The 16,017-nt window shown below is 40.9% G+C and carries 16 protein-coding genes and 1 tRNA gene; 5 read left to right on the forward strand and 12 right to left on the reverse strand.

The window, feature by feature from the left end; genetic code table 11:
- The first annotated feature begins 102 nt into the window (after nt 1–102).
- Complete coding sequence (locus ACI4L0_RS03210; RefSeq protein ID WP_439798726.1) at nt 103–345, forward strand: hypothetical protein; 243 nt, start codon at nt 103–105, stop codon at nt 343–345.
- Here ACI4L0_RS03210 and ACI4L0_RS03215 read toward each other — a convergent pair.
- Genes ACI4L0_RS03215 through ACI4L0_RS03225 form a run of 3 tightly spaced genes read right to left on the reverse strand, consistent with a single transcriptional unit; the run spans nt 338 to nt 1,672 of the window.
- Complete coding sequence (locus ACI4L0_RS03215; RefSeq protein WP_439798727.1) at nt 338–934, reverse strand: hypothetical protein; 597 nt, start codon at nt 932–934, stop codon at nt 338–340. The genes ACI4L0_RS03210 and ACI4L0_RS03215 overlap by 8 nt on opposite strands.
- A 57-nt stretch (nt 935–991) precedes the next feature.
- A complete protein-coding gene (locus tag ACI4L0_RS03220) occupies nt 992–1,177 on the reverse strand; it encodes a hypothetical protein (RefSeq protein WP_439798728.1) in 186 nt (61 codons plus the stop codon).
- Between the two features lie 24 nt (nt 1,178–1,201).
- Nucleotides 1,202–1,672 (reverse strand): hypothetical protein, encoded by a 471-nt coding sequence (locus ACI4L0_RS03225; protein WP_439798729.1) that lies wholly within the window; start codon nt 1,670–1,672, stop codon nt 1,202–1,204.
- 104 nt (nt 1,673–1,776) lie between these two features.
- Here ACI4L0_RS03225 and ACI4L0_RS03230 point away from each other — a divergent pair, with 104 nt between their 5' ends.
- Nucleotides 1,777–2,076 (forward strand): Trp family transcriptional regulator, encoded by a 300-nt coding sequence (locus ACI4L0_RS03230; protein ID WP_439798730.1) that lies wholly within the window; start codon nt 1,777–1,779, stop codon nt 2,074–2,076.
- Between the two features lies 1 nt (nt 2,077).
- Here ACI4L0_RS03230 and ACI4L0_RS03235 read toward each other — a convergent pair whose 3' ends face one another.
- Nucleotides 2,078–2,794: an IMP cyclohydrolase gene (locus ACI4L0_RS03235; protein WP_439798731.1), complete on the reverse strand. Its 717-nt coding sequence runs from the start codon at nt 2,792–2,794 to the stop codon at nt 2,078–2,080.
- Nucleotides 2,795–3,177: 383 nt separating this feature from the next.
- On the opposite strand from ACI4L0_RS03235, the gene ACI4L0_RS03240 reads away from it, so the two are divergent.
- Both ACI4L0_RS03240 and ACI4L0_RS03245 read left to right on the forward strand, forming a co-directional pair.
- Nucleotides 3,178–4,674 (forward strand): peptidylprolyl isomerase, encoded by a 1,497-nt coding sequence (locus ACI4L0_RS03240; RefSeq protein ID WP_439798732.1) that lies wholly within the window; start codon nt 3,178–3,180, stop codon nt 4,672–4,674.
- 1 nt (nt 4,675) lies between these two features.
- A complete protein-coding gene (locus ACI4L0_RS03245; RefSeq protein ID WP_439798733.1) occupies nt 4,676–6,310 on the forward strand; it encodes a 6-hydroxymethylpterin diphosphokinase MptE-like protein in 1,635 nt (544 codons plus the stop codon).
- Here ACI4L0_RS03245 and lepA read toward each other — a convergent pair.
- The 8 genes from lepA to ispE all read right to left on the reverse strand — a co-directional run bounded on the left by lepA (nt 6,288) and on the right by ispE (nt 15,409).
- Nucleotides 6,288–8,093 (reverse strand): translation elongation factor 4, encoded by a 1,806-nt coding sequence (gene lepA / locus ACI4L0_RS03250; RefSeq protein ID WP_439798734.1) that lies wholly within the window; start codon nt 8,091–8,093, stop codon nt 6,288–6,290. The two genes, ACI4L0_RS03245 and lepA, sit on opposite strands and share 23 nt — an antisense overlap.
- A 90-nt stretch (nt 8,094–8,183) precedes the next feature.
- Nucleotides 8,184–9,842, reverse strand: a complete 1,659-nt coding sequence (locus tag ACI4L0_RS03255; RefSeq protein ID WP_439798735.1) for a S1C family serine protease — start codon at nt 9,840–9,842, stop codon at nt 8,184–8,186.
- Nucleotides 9,832–11,928, reverse strand: coding sequence for a tetratricopeptide repeat protein (locus ACI4L0_RS03260; protein ID WP_439798736.1), 2,097 nt, complete (start codon nt 11,926–11,928; stop codon nt 9,832–9,834). The genes ACI4L0_RS03255 and ACI4L0_RS03260 overlap by 11 nt, the downstream gene beginning before the upstream one ends.
- Nucleotides 11,925–13,289 (reverse strand): tRNA lysidine(34) synthetase TilS, encoded by a 1,365-nt coding sequence (gene tilS / locus ACI4L0_RS03265; RefSeq protein ID WP_439798737.1) that lies wholly within the window; start codon nt 13,287–13,289, stop codon nt 11,925–11,927. Before tilS ends, ACI4L0_RS03260 begins: the two co-directional genes overlap by 4 nt.
- 170 nt (nt 13,290–13,459) lie before the next feature.
- Nucleotides 13,460–14,014 (reverse strand): 50S ribosomal protein L25, encoded by a 555-nt coding sequence (locus tag ACI4L0_RS03270; protein ID WP_439798738.1) that lies wholly within the window; start codon nt 14,012–14,014, stop codon nt 13,460–13,462.
- A 40-nt stretch (nt 14,015–14,054) separates the two neighbouring features.
- Nucleotides 14,055–14,127: transfer RNA gene (locus ACI4L0_RS03275), tRNA-Gln, on the reverse strand.
- Nucleotides 14,128–14,148: 21 nt separating this feature from the next.
- On the reverse strand, nt 14,149–14,427 hold the full coding sequence (gene spoVG, locus ACI4L0_RS03280; RefSeq protein ID WP_439798739.1) for a septation regulator SpoVG: 279 nt from the start codon (nt 14,425–14,427) through the stop codon (nt 14,149–14,151).
- Nucleotides 14,428–14,521: 94 nt separating this feature from the next.
- Nucleotides 14,522–15,409 carry a 4-(cytidine 5'-diphospho)-2-C-methyl-D-erythritol kinase gene (ispE, locus tag ACI4L0_RS03285; RefSeq protein ID WP_439798740.1) on the reverse strand — a complete coding sequence of 296 codons (888 nt, stop codon included), beginning with the start codon at nt 15,407–15,409 and terminating at the stop codon, nt 14,522–14,524.
- A 233-nt stretch (nt 15,410–15,642) separates the two neighbouring features.
- Between ispE and ACI4L0_RS03290 the strand changes: the two genes are divergently transcribed.
- Nucleotides 15,643–15,936, forward strand: a complete 294-nt coding sequence (locus tag ACI4L0_RS03290) for a hypothetical protein (protein ID WP_439798741.1) — start codon at nt 15,643–15,645, stop codon at nt 15,934–15,936.
- Nucleotides 15,937–16,017 lie beyond the last annotated feature (81 nt).

Here is a 16,017-nt window from a genome sequence, read left to right on the forward strand (position 1 = left end):
GAATTTTACTCTGTTTTTTTCCAATGATTATTTTATTCACCTTTTTAAGCAAGTCCTTAAAGTTGAGGATTTTATTAGAAATGTTTTTTTTAAGAACTTTATATGGAAGGCTTTGAACGTCGTGGCGATGAAAATAACGTTGCAAATGCGTTTCAAGTTGCAAGACGTACAAAAGACGGTGAACTGGTATCAGTTGATGAACATGGACTGTCCGTTGGCAGTTCAGGTGAAGCATTTTATGATACTGAGGCAGAAGCGGAAGAAGCAAGGCAACAGTTTATGCAAGCAAGGGAAGTGAAGAGTTCGTGGTCGTTAATTCCAACGATGACTTTAGGGATTAATTAGCAACGAACTTTATGTTCCCATTGAAGATTTCTTTCATGTTGCATTTGTAAGCCCCCATGTAATTAAGAGCCGGCGTTATGTATCTCCAAGAAATTGCATTTTGTGGAAATACTACAGTTTTGTCTTCCGTTAATCTCACGGATTCTATTGAAACACGTCCTTCATTTTCCGTCAGAACTTCAATAAAAGGAATTGACTTTGTAAAAGGGGTGCCGCCACGCAAAGTTGGGATGAATGATTTATCGTTTATCGGATGCCAAGACAGAAAATTACCTGAGAAATTTAAGTTTCCAAGCTTTACCCTTAAATTAAAGTCTTGCTTTTGAAGGTATTTCCTGATACGGACATCAATAAACCTGTCAAAAACCTCTTTCTTGTAGATATGTATTTTCCCAAAATATAGAAAGTTACATTTGCTTTTCTTGTTATTTACATAATGGGAAACTGTATTTTCAGCCTTGTTTAAATACACAAAATGAGGGAAAATTTTTGTTTTCATTACGCCCTTAGGGATAATGATTATTTTTGTATTTTTCGGATTTTTTATCTTTGCAATTACCGCTGCTATTAAGCAATTACCTATTTTCATACATTTCCTCTTTCAGTTTAAATATCATAACATTTTATAATTTTACCCTGTAGGAAATTAATCTGCTATTTCGGTTCCCAACATTTCAAAAACTTCATACACGCTCCATTCAAGCACCTTAAATGCAGTCGGTTCAATACCCAGTTCATTACGGTAATTGTTCCCCTTGTCTTTAATTTTGGTCTGCCAGATTTCACGCACGATTTTTTCTAATTCAACCTCTGAAATTTTTTCGTGTTCCATTCTAAGCCCTCACAGTATCTGTGATTAGTTAGTGGACAAGATAACCGGCTTTTCGATGCCCTTGTATAGTTCTGCAAACTTTTCAAAGTATGGTTTCATGTAGTCCGGGCAACCATAATGTTTTATTTCTTTGAGAAGCTTCTGGATATGAGCCATGTCTTCGTAAAAATCGCTCACGTTAAGGTCACGGAATTTTTGATTTCTGACAACTTTTTGCCCTTTAAATCCTTCAATTTCTGCAAGAAGTTCACGAACACGAGCAATCTGCTCTATTTTGTCCCCGGCAATAAGATAATTTCCGTATTTTCTATCACAGCTGCTTTCACTTGCAGCTACACTAAGACAATAAGCCACGTGCCAGATAAGCGACACATAGCAGTCATCGTACAATACTTTTGTATCAAGTTCTTTTTGCGAGGACTTATAGTCGAAGCCAGATGATAAGATGCCGTCAAGTTTTTCCTGGCTCATGTATGCTTCGTTTGTTTCCAACATGCCGTTATCTCCTTTTAAAGACAGTTTGATTTTTTAAAGCAATTAGATTATTATTAAGAAAACATAGTGTTTTTCCCAGGTTCCTATAATTTTCAGAGGTAAAAATGCCGGAAGCAAAAGACAACCAGACTGACCAAATCAAAGAAATTTGCATGCTCCTTTCCAAAATTCAGGATGAAAATCTGATATTCGACTTTTTTGGCTGCCTGTTCACAAAGTCTGAACTGAAGGATTTTTCAAAGCGGTGGAGTCTTGTAAAAGAACTTGACGAAGGAACAACCCAGCGTGAAATTGCAAAAAAATACAATCTTTCATTATGCAACATCACGCGAGGTTCCAGGGAAATGAAAAAAGAAAATTCCGCATTTCAGAAAGTTCTTGCCATTCTGAAATCGCAGAACTGACCTATGCCTTGTTTTTGTTTATTATTCTTGTTTCCGCCCTGCCTGTTGAAATTTCGATAAAGCGCACAAAAAGCGAAACCTTGTTATCCTCATTCAAATTTGTCCACAGAGAATCTGCAAATTCATCTATGCTGCCTTCAAGTTCCACAATTTCAGGCTCGCCTTCAAAACTTGGCAGGGGGCTTCCATTCTGCATATATGTATGGATGTAGCGTCCGATTCCAGCGCGGGGATTTTCATAGCAGAAAGTGTACCTGTTCACTGAGGATTCAATTCCGCAGTCGCTTTTTAGAATTGACATTGAAAAACCAAAGCTGCCGTTTTCAACCTCAAGCACTGCAGAAATGCGCGGTGTAAAATTAGGAGCATCCGGCTCGAATTTTCTTGAGCGCAGCGATGCCTCAAAGCTCATGCCTTTTTCCATGCCGCTGTAAACAGTATCTGTCTGATCTCCGTTTGTCACAAAAGTTTTTGAGCCAAGCACTTTTACAGGCGCATAAATTATCAGGCTTGGATCTGTGAGCTTTGAAGGGTCAAAGGCCTGCGTGCGGATTCCGTCTCCGTCCTCAACAAAAATTCTATTGCGGCTGTTTTCGCTTCTTCCCATAATCCAGTAGGCAGAAACCGCATATTTTCCGTCTGCTGATTTGCCGACAATAATACCGCGGCCTGGATATTCATTTTTGGCGAGAGCTTCTTTCACTGTTTTTTGAATCATAATTCCTCCGGATAGCAAGGGCACCTTAAAAATTCGAGCGCGCAGTTTTCAACCGCAAAGCCAGAAAGCGCATTCTCCGCTTCTAAAATTTCAGTTTTTCGGTTTTTCCCCTAAGATTTTTTTTACACTGAACAATCCGCGTTCGCATTATCCTGTGTTTTTTAGATTATAGCATGGAAACACAGTTTTGTGTATTGCAGAGCCAAAGTTTCTTGTGTACGAAAAATGATTTTAAAGCCGCTGAATTTCAGACAGCCTTTCACATTGACACTTGTATTTTACAATGATAAAATACATTCACTTCTATAATAAAGGTTAACGCGGAATAATCCTCATTCAGATTATTCGGTGTTTCCTAAAAAAATAAAAGGATATATTTTCTTATGAATCAAGAACTCAAAATCGTCGGACAGAAACCAAAAAAAGAAAATTCAAAAATTGGAGCTGTAATAATCTTAGTCATTTCAGCGCTGGTCTTTCTTCCTTTTGGAGCAAGCGCAGTTTTCCAGTCAGTTTTCAATAAGCAGAAAGCAAATTCGTTCGGTTCCTTCAAAGGCAAAAAAATAGTCTATGAGCCAGGCTCGGCGTTTTTTACAGAAACAGCAAACCTTGCGCAGCAGCAGGGAAACAACATTAACGAACAGCTTATAATGCAGAGGGCATTTTACCAGACTGTAAGCAATATGATTTTTTCAGATGCCGTAAAAAATTCAGGCTATTCTGTTCCAAAGGAAGCCGTAAACAGAATTTTAGTCGGTCAGTTCACAGATCCAGTGACACAGAAATTTTCACAGAAAGCATACAACCAGCAGACAGCCGCCCAGCTTGACACACTCAGAAAGGAAATCAGTTCAAGCCTTGTATACAGCCGCTATTTTGAAGATTTGTTCGGAACAAACATTCAGGACAGTTTCAACGGCAAACCGCTTTACGGTCTGAAAAGAAGCAATGCGGAAAAGAAATTTCTTGCCGGAATGGGAGCTGAAAAACATTCGTTTGATGCAGTTTCATTCAGCATAAAAGATTTTCCAAAGGAAGAAGCTGTAAAATTCGGCAGGGAAAACGCAGAGAAATTTGTGCGCTATGATCTTTCTGTTATCACACTTGACGATGAACAGCAGGCAAAATCAGTTTTAAAGCAGATAAAGGGAGAAGAAATCACATTTGATGATGCCGCAGCTGAAAAATCCCAGAAATACTATTCAGAGTCAGACGGAAAATACGCAGGAAAATACCGCTACCAGCTTGAATATATGCTTGACAGCGCAGATTCCATTGCCGACATTGAAAAGCTTCAAAAAGACGAAATAAGTGAAATCATCAAAACCAAGCGCGGATATTCAATATTCAGATGCGACGGCGCTTTTGGCGATGCGGATTTTGATGACGAGGCAGTTCAGGACGCAGTGTTCGGCTATGTCAATGCAAGCGAAAGAAGCTACATTGAAAATTATTTCCTTGCGAAGGCAGAAAATTTTGTTGCAGAAGCCGCGATTTTTGGATTTGATAGTGTTTGCAAGAAATTCGGAGTGGAAAAAACTGAAATCCAGTCGTTCCCTGTGAACTACGGAAATTCAAGCATCTATGCACCAGCCACAAGCACAAAGCCGCTTGCATCCATTTCTTCAAACGAAGAAGCCTACAAAACAGCCTTTGCACTGAAACAGGATGAAATAAGTTCTCCGTTTGTGCTCGGCATGGACATTGTTGTACTTAAATGCACAGGAATTTCTGTTGAAGAAAACTTTGAAAATGCCAGTGAAAAGGAAATCCTCAATGCGGATTACATGACCGCTAATTATGCGATTCTTGACGATCCGAATTTCGAGGATAATTTTCTTTCAACATATCTGAGCTTAACAGAAAACAGCAGGAAGTAGTTTGAATACCGCAGCTGAAGAAGAGCCCCGTCTGGTAAATGCCGGCCAGGGCTTTTCTGTTTTAAAGACAGTAGAATACAAAGGCCGTTTTTTATACTCAAAATATTCTCCATCAAGAGCGATTGAAGCTTCCATAGAAAAACTCCAGATACAAAGCGGAAGTCTTGTAATAATCTGTTCGCCGCTTCTCTGGTATGGCCTTGAAAAACTGGATTCATTCCTGGCACAAGACTGCGCTGTTATTGCGCTAGAAGACGATGAAAACTTATGGAAACTCGCCAAAAGCAGCAATGACAAAAATATTCCGCTTTTCAGGCTGCACGAAGGCGAAAAAATCGATTTTTTTATAAGAACACTTTGCAATAGCGGAAAAATAAAGCGCGCCATAAAAATAGATTTCAGCGCAGGAGTTCAGTTTTCCCGGGAAAAATTTGATTTTACATTCAATGCGGCAAGTGAAATAATAGCCACGTTCTGGAAAAACAGAATCACTCTTGTGAAATTCGGACGGCTTTTTTCAAAGAATCTTTTGAGAAACATTGCGCGCCTTGAAACTTCAGTTTTTCTGGAAGATGTCAGGGGAATTATTTCAAAGCCCATTCTTGTTCTCGGCGCCGGGGAAGGTCTGGACAGCCTTTCCTACGAACAGTGCAGGCAGGGAAATTTTTTTATCATTGCAGTCGATGCCGCATTATCTCCGCTCATTTCAAGAGGAATAATTCCGGATGCGGCTGTTACAATGGAATGTCAGCAGGCAATCGAAAGGGCTTTTTTAGGCTTGAACGGAAAAAAAATTCCTCTGTTCATGGATTTATGCGCGCGCCCTGAAACAGCGGAAATTTCAGGCGGAAACACAATATGGTTTGCAACAAAATACAGCGAAGGCCGATTTTTTAACAATCTGATTTCAGAAGGCATAGTGCGCGAATTCCTGGAGCCCATGGGGTCAGTAGGGCTTGCGGCCACATACATAGCGTTGCAGCTCAGAAAGGATGCTTCCATTCCAGTTTTTGTGGCAGGGCTGGATTTCAGCTATTCAACAGGAGCAACCCATGCAAAAGGAACTATGGCATGGAAGCAGCGTTTTATAAATTCCGGGCGGCTTAATCCTATTGAAAATTACGATGCAGCATTTTCTTTGTCAGCCCAGCCGGCTGTTTCAAAAAACGGAAAAACTGTCCGCACAACAAAAATTCTTTTGCAGTATGCACAGCAGTTCAGAATAATGTTTAAAAATGAGCAAAATCTCTTTGACTGCTCTGCAACAGGAATTCCGATTGGGATACCGCAGAAGCTGCTTTTTGCCGCAGAAAAATCAGTCACGCAGGAAGAAAAAAAATCAAATCGCAAAAACACTCTTGATTTCTGCAGAAAAGAAAAAGAAAGCCTGGAAAAACTGAGAAGTCTTCTTTCAGAGGGAGAAAATTCAGTTTTCCGCGATGAAAAAATTCCACTTGAAGAGCAGATAAGAAAACTTGCAGAAAAACGCGAATATCTTTTTCTGCACTTTCCCGACGGCTGCACATTCAAGATGGAAAAATCGTTTCTGAAAAGAATAAGAGCCGAAACCGACTACTTTATAAAGCAGCTTGACATTGCTCTGGGAATGCGGCTCAGGAATCCCCTTTTTCCTTGAGGACAGCAAGGAACGCAGTCTGGGGCAGCTCGACATTTCCTGCCATAAGCATACGCTTTTTTCCGGCCTTTTGCTTTTCAAGAAGCTTTCTCTTTCTTGTAACATCGCCGCCATAGCATTTTGCAAGAACATCCTTTCTGACAGGATTTACAGTTTCCCTTGCAATTATCTGGCTTCCGATGGCTCCCTGTATAGCGACCTTGAACTGCTGCCGTGAAATTTCGCCCTTGAGCCGCTCGCATACAATCTTTGCGCGCTCAACTGCGCTCGGACGATAGCAAAGCTGCGCCAAAGCATCAACAGGCTTAGAGTTAATCAGAATGTCAATCTTTATCAAGTCAGTGGGACGATAATCAATCACTTCGTAATCAAAACTAGCATAGCCGCGGCTGTAGGATTTCAGTTTGTCATAGAAATCAAAAAGAACTTCGGAAAGCGGCATTTCATAAGTAAGCTCAACACGCTTTTCGTCAAGGTACTGCATATTTTTTTGAATTCCGCGCTTAAACCGGCAGAGTTCCATGATAGGGCCAAGATATTCAGCAGGAGTTATAATCGAAGCCCTTATGTAAGGCTCCTGAGAAGATTCTATTTTTCCCTCCGGATAATCAGCAGGATTGTCCACGAATATTTCGTCATGACCAGGAACTTTCACTTTGTACTTTACACTGGGAGCTGTAAAAATCACAATCTGGTCAAAATCCCGCTCAAGTCGCTCCTGGATTATCTCCAAATGCAGCAATCCCAAAAATCCGCACCTGAATCCGTTTCCAAGCGCAAGAGAATTATCCTTTTCATAAACAAGGGAAGCGTCATTCAGCTTGAGCTTTTCCATCGCCTCCTTAAGCTCCTCATAGTCATTGGAATCAATCGGATAAATTGAAGAAAAAACAACAGGCTTTACTTCCTTAAATCCCGGAAGAGGAGCCGCAGCCGGCCGTGATGCGGATGTCACTGTATCACCAACACTGACATCGCTTACAGTTTTTATTCCAGCGATAATGTAGCCTACATCGCCAGCCGCAAGAATTCCCGTTTCCTCGTACTTTATTTTAAAGACTCCGGCCTGCTCTACCTTGTAATCAGTATTATTGCTCATAAAACGGATTACATCGCCTGTCTTTACACAGCCTTCCATAACGCGCAAATGAACAATAACGCCGCGGTATTCATCGTAGTGACAGTCAAAAATCAAAGCCTGAAGCGGAGAATCTGCATTTCCCTTTGGCGGCGGAAATTTTGTAACAATAGCCTCGAGCAGATCGTCAATTCCCTCTCCGGTTTTTGCACTTACAAGCTGGGCATCGGAAGAATCAAGACCCAGATCATGGTCAATCTGTTTCTTTACAGATTCAACATCCGCGCTCGCCAAATCAATTTTATTTATGACCGGAACAATTGTCAGATCATGCTCCATCGCCATATACAGATTGCTCACAGTCTGGCTTTCAACTCCCTGTGTCGCATCAATCAGAAGAAGAGCGCCCTCGCATGATGCAATAGCCCGGCTCACTTCATAGCTGAAATCAACGTGTCCCGGTGTATCAACAAAATTCAGTTCATAATCATGACCGTCTTTTGCCCTGTAGGGAATTGTAACGGCCTGGCTCTTTATCGTGATTCCGCGCTCGCGCTCAATATCCATATTGTCAAGAATCTGGTTCATCATCTGCCGATCCTCGACAATCTTTGCTTTCTGAATAAGCCTATCCGCCAGAGTTGACTTTCCATGGTCGATATGCGCCGTAATACAAAAATTTCTCTTATACTTTAAATCTGTCATTTTTTCCTCTGCTTTATGTTTTTTACCGCTCTATATTTTCAGCAAGAATACGATTTTTAAGCGTGCCGCTTCAACAAAGACAGCAAGCCTTTAAAAATAATAAGGACTGTCTAAAGCCGCAGAAAATCCAAGGCTCACATCAAGATAACCGTTTTTTCTTTTTTTTGCATACAGCTTTATATAGGCAGCTTCCTTTTCCGGACTGAAATCAATTCCCAAAAGCTCAATAGGATCATTTTCACTAAAACCGGTTTCGTCAGCCACAGAGCCCTTTATGATTTTTTCTATAGAATACTTTTTTTTGTTTGAAGGCGAAACGCGCACCATTTTCATTCCAAACATAGGATAAAAAGCATTTTCAAGGGAATCGTGCTTATAAAATTCATAGCCCGGAGAAGACGGCCGCTTTTCAAGATACAGAATCTTTTCAGACTTTTCATTTTCAGCGGACAAAACCCCGACCTTTATTATAACACCCGAAGGCTGCTTCATAAATGCCAGCTGCAAGTCATACAGTGAGCGCACAGGCTCTCCGTTTACTGAAACAATAACGGAACCTTCAGATATGCCGGCACGATCCGCACTTCCTCCAGGCAAAACATAGAAAACTGACACGCCTTCATTTTCAGCCCCTGAACCCGGAAGCCGCTTCGTTTTCCCATAAGAAGCAATCCACGGATGCTCACGTTCTCCGCCGTAAAACAAAAAAGGCAGCTCGTTTTTCAAATACTCAACGGGAATTGCAAAATTCAATCCCTGGAAATTTTGAACGCCGGCAAAAACAACCGCCTGCACCCTTCCCTTCTGGTCAATCAAAGGACCGCCGGAATTTCCGCTGTTAATAGCAGCATCAACCTGAAAAACAGTTCCCGCCGTGAACAGCTGACGGTCTGTTGAAGAAATAATGCCGCTTGTCAATGTCTTTTCAAGTCCGAGCGGAGAACCAATAGCATAAACTTTATCGCCCACAGAAAGGTCGCTGCTGGAGCCCAACGCAAAAACATAGGGCGCATCTATTTCACATTTCAAAAGCGCCAAATCCAGAGTTTTGTCATAGCCCACAACCTTTGCAGGAATTCTAGTGTCGGGGTCTTCAGCAAGCTTTATATACAGGCGCGAAAATCCCTCGTATTTTTTATCCACCATATCAGAAATAACATGATGGTTTGTCACAATGTATCCGTCCTTTGAAATAAAAAAGCCGCTTCCCAAAACAGCATCCGCGTATCCAATTCCGCGCTGAATTTTTATGCCCTTGTCAACAAAAACAGTGACGGTTCCTTTTATCATATCAGAAACGCTCGCATTAGGCGCAGAAGAAACAGAGCTTCCCGGCACATTCTGATAAGCCAGGCGTGTCAGTTCCTGTTTTGACATTGAAACACTTTTCAGCCCGGAATATCCGATTGCATCCAGTGAAAGATAATATTCCAGGGCAGCAAAATAGAGTTTTTCATTCAGGGAATTCTGATATCCATCCATGCACAGCTGAGCCATCTCCTCAAAGAACGCAGCAGTCTTGTCATTTTCAGGAAGCTTGTCATACAAAAGTTTTGCGCGCCACAAAGCTTTTATTTTGTTTTCCTCTGACAATTTTTTTACAAGATCAATTTCAATATCAAGAATACGTTCCTCGCTGTAATCCACAGGAACAAAAATATTATTTCCGCCGCTGACTGTTCCGCAGGAAATAAAAATCAATGCGAAAACAAGCGCAGACAAACTGAAAATTTTATTGCTAATTACCATTTTCATTTTCTATTAAAATTCCAAAATCAAATGATCCTATACGAATACACATCACTGACTGCTCTTCATTTTCAGCAACAAGCATTGAACCACCCTGTACATTTTTTTTATCAAGCGCAGACTTTGATTTTTTTGCCAGCGCAGAATATTTCCCGGCATCAAAAGAAGCATTTCCAAGAAGCCAGTAAAAGTCGCTGTCAGAATCCTTGAACACAAAAAGATTCTCATCTCCGTTTGAAACCTTTACGGGAACACCATTTTCAAAGCGGACAGTTACAAGGCTGTGCCCGGGAACTGTGTAGAACATTGACTCTTCTGTGATTCCATCTGAATAAGCGACATACCTTAAATCCCAGTTCCCATCATCATCAGTATCCCAAGAAGAAATTTTACCGCCGTTTTCCAGATATTCTTCTGTAAAATCAGGAACAGTATCACGATTGCGGTCAACCTGAATCATTTTCAAGTAAAACTCAGCATTCTCAAACGGAAGACCAAAAAGATTTTTTACAATCTGCCTTTCATCTTCCATTGAGTGGAATTTCATTTTTTTGTCAGAGTCAATTCCGTAGAATTCCGTAGTTTCAAAAATTCCGTCATTGTCAAAATCAGCAGACCGCAAAACAGGAACATTGTTTTCAAAAACAGCCTGAGCATAAAGCGCGCCGTTCACGGTATAATACAGAGCCTGGTGAAGATTGCCATTCAAAAGCATAAAATGAATTTTTTCGCCGGAAGAAAGCAAAACTTCAAAGCCAGAAGCCGCATCAAGAAAATCAGAAATATTGAATGCAACTTCATCCGCTTTAAGAACCGGAACAAAAAAGTCAATTCCATATTTTTCTGAAACCGCAGAATCTTTTTCAATCTGAACAGGAGACCAGCTTAAAGACTCCGGGGCAAAATTGAATTTTTCAACAGGCATTCCGTCCTTGAAAAATTCCGCGCAATGCAAAAAAGGAAAACCGCCCCACTGAAAATTCATTTTAAAGCGGCTCGAATACCCCGAAACAGGAATTCCAAAATCACACGAAACAGTCCATTCAGGCTCCCCGTCCTGATTTTGATCAAAAGAAATTTCCATGGGCCGCCCGCGGGAAAACAACGCTGTCAGATTTTCAATTCCATCGCCATCAATGTCAAATGAAAATTCGCCGCTGAAAGCCTCAAGGTATTTTTTTACATACTCAATAGAATTTTCATCAGAAAGAAGCAGGATAAAATTTCTGAAAAGCTCAAAGTCAATTTTTTTATCCGCAAATGAAAAAATATAATCAGCGGCTTCCTTCCAGCCGATCAAATTTTCCTTGAACGCCTCCTGCGCATAAAGAGGATTTCTGAATTCTTTTGCATTAAAGGATTTCAGGATTCTGATTTTCTCCTCAGACTGCGCAAAAAGAGCTGAATAAATTTCAAGTTCGCTAATGTCCGCTTCCTTCTGCGAATAAAAATCAAGCTGCGAAACAAAAAATGAAGCCAGACGTTTTACAACAGGATTTTCGTCAGAAGGATTTTCATTTTTAAAAAACACAAGCGGAAAACGCACATCGGAAGAATAAATTCTTCTTGCGCCATCAATTTTATTGCGCGCCTTTGAAACAGAAGCCGAATCCTTCAGCCTGTACAAAGCCTTTATTCTTATAAGCTCCGAATCAGAGGAATACAAGAACGGCTGGCTGTCCAAAACCGCAAGCGCCTCGGACATTCTGCCTGTGTCGCACAAAATATCTGCGTATAAAAGCCGGGCATTATCCCGGTTATAATTCGACCAGCTGTCGCAGTTTATGGCCTTTTCAATCAGGAGAAGAACAGCGGCTTTTGTTTTTCCGAGCGCATTTTCAGCAACTGCATACACATACCATAAATCAGAAACTGAATCATCATAGGCAATTCCAAAGCAGGCCTGCGATTTTGCAGCTTCCCAGTTCTTGTCAAAAATATAATTCGAAGCTGTTTCAAGACAACGCAATGCCGTCCGCCTATTGGCAGCTCCGGAATATTCATTTTCAGAAAATGCGCTGCCCAGAAAAATAAAAAAAATAAAAGAAACCAAAAGACTTTTGTTTTTATACTGATGAATCCTCATTTTACAATCCAGTCTTTAAAACCTAAGACACTTCCCCACACGCAGCAAATCTCCTGAGCGGCATTTTCATTTTCAATGCAGATATTCTGTATAAGGGGAACCGCATTTCTTTTGCTCCCAGCCTTCCAGTCATCAAGAATTCTTGAAACCTGTCTGAATGAGCCGTCCGCATTTTTTACGAAATCATCTGGCTGGCGGCTTCTGAAAACAAAAGGAAAGCTCAGCCGCTCAAGACAAATCTCAGATGAATTCAGTTTTATGCAGATTTTTCCTTCATGAGAAAAAACCTCAAAAGAAAATTCTCCCGCCTGATACAAACCAGGTTTTTCTATTATAGCAAAAAAAACACTTTCTGTCGCTATCTTTCTTTTTTTTTGAATTAAAATCTTTCCGCCGGAAACAGAAAATTCAAGGCCACCGCAGTCCACAGAACCGCAGGCTGTTTTTTTCCCTGATGCAACATCAGCAACAAAACTGTACGGAATCCGCTCCGCCGCACCCGCAAGGCTGATTCCCCTGAAAAGAATTCTTATTCTGACCGCCATTGGAAATGAAAAAAAAGCGCCGCTGTCACAAAAAAAACATCCTTTTTCAAATCCGCATCCAGCCTCGGAAAAAGCGCGCTCCGTCCATTCAGCAAGAGCAGCCTCTTCTGTAGAACTCTTTTCCGCCAATGAAAAAACCGAAGTCTGCCACCCCGGAAATTCCCTGTCCAAAAAAGGAACCAGCCTGTTTCGTATGCGGTTTCTGAAAATGGCATTGTCGGAATTAGTGCAGTCATTTCTAAAATCTATATTCTGCAAATGCAGATAATGCTCAATGTCCAGCCGGGAAATATCTAAAAGCGGCCGGACAAAATTCTGTCTGGACATTGGAATTCCGCGGAGACTTGAAGCCCCCTGCAAAAAGCGCATAACAAGAGTTTCTATCTGGTCGTTTCTATTGTGGGCAAGGCACAAAAAAGAAATTTTTTCCGACTTTATAAATTCATCAAATTTCTCATAGCGCACCCGCCGCGCCGCATCTTCAAGCGATGTTTTCAGCTCCGATGCAACAGAAAAAATTTTTCCCGGCTCTATGTCGTAGCGAACACATTTCACGCCAAGAGTGCCGCAGATTTTTTCAACATAATCGGCATCCGCGGAACTTTCCCCGGCGCTCCTGATATTATGATTTACAGTAACAGCCTTCAGCTCCATATCAAGGATTTTGCTCAAAGCAACAAGCAGCGAAACTGAATCAGCGCCGCCTGAAACAGCAACTCCAGCACACAGGCAGGAAGAAGGCTCCATTTCAATCTCTGAAAGACAGCGATTCAAGTTATTCAATACCCTTGAATGGAAATTCAAAATAAAATCCATAGCCAGTATTTTGAACCAAATATTTTTTTCAAGCAATACAAACTGCAAAAAAAATCCCTCTGCAATAGCAAAGGGATTTATCACAGCATAAAAACATCGCACAAAAAATTTATACCGTTTTTACGATGACAAGCACCACGGCATAAAGCCTCCGCGCAAATCACACACTGTTATTTCTTTGGAGGTGCAATCGAAACTACAAGAGCCGACGGGTCAGAAAGAATTTCCACCTTGTCGCCAAGATTAAAGTCACCGATTGTAAACTTCTGACCGATTTCCAGTTTTGAAACATCCGCAGAAATAAATTCCGGCAAATCCTGAGGAAGTGCCTTTACCTTGATTTCCGGAACATGCTTTACCATGAAGCCGCCTTTAAGAACTCCAGCTGCTGTTCCTGAATAACGAATCTTGTATACAAACGGAAATTTCTTCTGGCCGCTTACAATATGGAAATCAGCGTGAAGCGATTTGTCTGTTTTAATATCGTACTCTGTATCTTTAATGAAAGCCTTGTTTTCAACGCCATCAATTTTCAAAATAACAAGAGTAGATTTTGTTATAGATCTCCATGCCTTTGAAAATTCACCATCGTCAATTTCAAGCATAATAGATTCGCCTTTCTCATTGTACGCAACCGCAGGAATTTTTCCCTGTGCGCGGAGCTTTTTTGCATATTTTTTTCCAGACTCCTTGCGTGTAGTTGCATTAATAACAAACTGTTCCATTTTTAGAACTCCTTAAAAATTTTTAAAATGTATAAAAAAACTGGGACGGCTGGACTCGAACCAGCGGAATGATGGCACCAAAAGCCATTGTCTTACCACTTGACGACGTCCCAAAATATATGTGAACCAAGAAACTACTCTTCTGCAGAGCCGGTTTCTACATGTCCCGCATTATACTCATCAAGAATTTTGCCCTGGATTGCATTGCGGAAATCCGGGCTGATAGGGTGAGCAACATCCTTATACTCACCATTTGCAGTCTTACGGCTTGGCATCGCAATAAAAAGACCAGAAGTTCCTTCAATAATCTTTACATTGTGAACAACAAAACAATCATCAAATGTGACAGTAACATACGCCTTTAACTTTCCTTCGCCTTCAACCTTGCGAATCCGAACATCTGTAATCTGCATAACAATCTTCCCTCTTTCATAGTAAAATATATAAAATCCAGGAAAAATTCCTAAATTTCCCATCAGCAAACTTTAAAGTCCACATTTCATTATATCAATCGCCCAGACAAAGCGCAAGTTTGAAATCCTTTTCAAGAAGAATTTTTGCGCGCAATGCTGTTTCTTTTTTTTCAAAAATCCCAAACACTGTCGAGCCTGAGCCGCTCATATCAACAAAATCAGCACCGCAGTTTTTCAGTCTGAGCAAGGCATCTGCAATCTCCGCATTTTCCTTTGCAACAGGAGCAGTAAAATCATTTTTAAAGCTCCAGCTTCCAACGGGAGCATAATAAATCTCCTCAAGCGAAGGCACACAGCGACTTCCATTCAAAGGAAGAGTTTTATCCACAAGAGCATAAGCTTCCTTTGTAGAAACTCCAACTGACGGAAAAATCAGCAGCACAGAAAAATCGCTCCTATGCTGTATCTGCCTGACTTTTTCTCCGCGGCCTTCAACAACAGCGGCAAAAGGCTCAAAACAGTCAAAACGTTTTCCGCCGTCCGCAGCAAGCGCATGCGTAAAGAAAAACACATCGCTGCCAACTTTTTCTGCAATCGCCGAAAGAGAATCGATATCTAAGCCTGCTTTAAATAGATTATTTACGGATTGAATAAAAGAAGAAGCATCACTTGAGCCGCCCCCCAATCCACCGCCGGCAGGAATCCGCTTCTTGATTGAAACATGAACTCCTGAATCTATGCCAGTCAGCACGCAGAAAGCTTTATATGCCGCAGTAATTGTATTCTGTTCAGGAAGCTCCATCCCAGAAACTTCAACCGTACAAAGATTTTTTTCATCAGTTTTAGAAACACAAAGCTCATCAAACAAACTGACTGTTGTAAAAATACTGTACAAATCATGATAACCGTCAGCGCGCCGTGGAAAAATCTGCAACCCCAAATTTATCTTTGCAGGCGCGAAAACAGTCATACTGTCAGACATATTCTAAGATTATAACGATTTATTTTGAAACTTGTCAAGGGTGCTTAAGCCTGGTGCAAGCCTTTCGTGAAATACTGCAAGGAGCATAAAATCCGGCGACAATCTACTCCCCGCTGAAAATGATTTTCCGCAGGGCATTAAAAAATTAAAATCTAATTGACAAAACGATAACAGTATTTTAATCTTTGTGTGAGGTTTGTCAGCGGCAAATAAATCATAAAAGGAACATAGCAATGCTCAATGACGATGATGTTGAATTTTCATCAATGACCGGTTTTTCTTATGAAGACGAAGATTTTTCAGAAGAAATAGGCGATGACAATTTTGATGATGATTTTGAGGACGACGAATACGAGGATGACTTTGAGGATGATTTCCTAGAGGAATCCGACAATTATGACGAACCTTATGATGATCAAGAGCCAGAAGATGGATATGACAACAGAATTCACGGCTTTGACGATGGATTTTACAATGATGAAGAAGAAATAGAAGAGGATTCAGATCCTTCTGACATGAAACGCTAGAATTTCAAAGGATGTTGGCAGATTTGCTGATATCCTTTTGAAAATTTTGCGCTGTGATAATCTTTTTACAAATACAAAAAG

Origin of the sequence: Treponema sp., assembly GCF_051883275.1 — a bacterium.
GTDB lineage: Bacteria > Spirochaetota > Spirochaetia > Treponematales > Treponemataceae > Treponema_D.

Bases quoted from the DNA above. Each gene is read 5' to 3' on its own strand.
- ACI4L0_RS03210 (WP_439798726.1), top strand. From the start codon at position 103: ATGGAAGGCTTTGAACGTCGTGGCGATGAAAATAACGTTGCAAATGCG.
- ACI4L0_RS03215 (WP_439798727.1), bottom strand. From the start codon at position 934: ATGAAAATAGGTAATTGCTTAATAGCAGCGGTAATTGCAAAGATAAAA.
- ACI4L0_RS03220 (WP_439798728.1), bottom strand. From the start codon at position 1,177: ATGGAACACGAAAAAATTTCAGAGGTTGAATTAGAAAAAATCGTGCGT.
- ACI4L0_RS03225 (WP_439798729.1), bottom strand. From the start codon at position 1,672: ATGTTGGAAACAAACGAAGCATACATGAGCCAGGAAAAACTTGACGGC.
- ACI4L0_RS03230 (WP_439798730.1), top strand. From the start codon at position 1,777: ATGCCGGAAGCAAAAGACAACCAGACTGACCAAATCAAAGAAATTTGC.
- ACI4L0_RS03235 (WP_439798731.1), bottom strand. From the start codon at position 2,794: ATGATTCAAAAAACAGTGAAAGAAGCTCTCGCCAAAAATGAATATCCA.
- ACI4L0_RS03240 (WP_439798732.1), top strand. From the start codon at position 3,178: ATGAATCAAGAACTCAAAATCGTCGGACAGAAACCAAAAAAAGAAAAT.
- lepA (WP_439798734.1), bottom strand. From the start codon at position 8,093: ATGACAGATTTAAAGTATAAGAGAAATTTTTGTATTACGGCGCATATC.
- ACI4L0_RS03255 (WP_439798735.1), bottom strand. From the start codon at position 9,842: ATGGTAATTAGCAATAAAATTTTCAGTTTGTCTGCGCTTGTTTTCGCA.
- ACI4L0_RS03260 (WP_439798736.1), bottom strand. From the start codon at position 11,928: ATGAGGATTCATCAGTATAAAAACAAAAGTCTTTTGGTTTCTTTTATT.
- tilS (WP_439798737.1), bottom strand. From the start codon at position 13,289: ATGGATTTTATTTTGAATTTCCATTCAAGGGTATTGAATAACTTGAAT.
- ACI4L0_RS03270 (WP_439798738.1), bottom strand. From the start codon at position 14,014: ATGGAACAGTTTGTTATTAATGCAACTACACGCAAGGAGTCTGGAAAA.
- spoVG (WP_439798739.1), bottom strand. From the start codon at position 14,427: ATGCAGATTACAGATGTTCGGATTCGCAAGGTTGAAGGCGAAGGAAAG.
- ispE (WP_439798740.1), bottom strand. From the start codon at position 15,409: ATGTCTGACAGTATGACTGTTTTCGCGCCTGCAAAGATAAATTTGGGG.
- ACI4L0_RS03290 (WP_439798741.1), top strand. From the start codon at position 15,643: ATGCTCAATGACGATGATGTTGAATTTTCATCAATGACCGGTTTTTCT.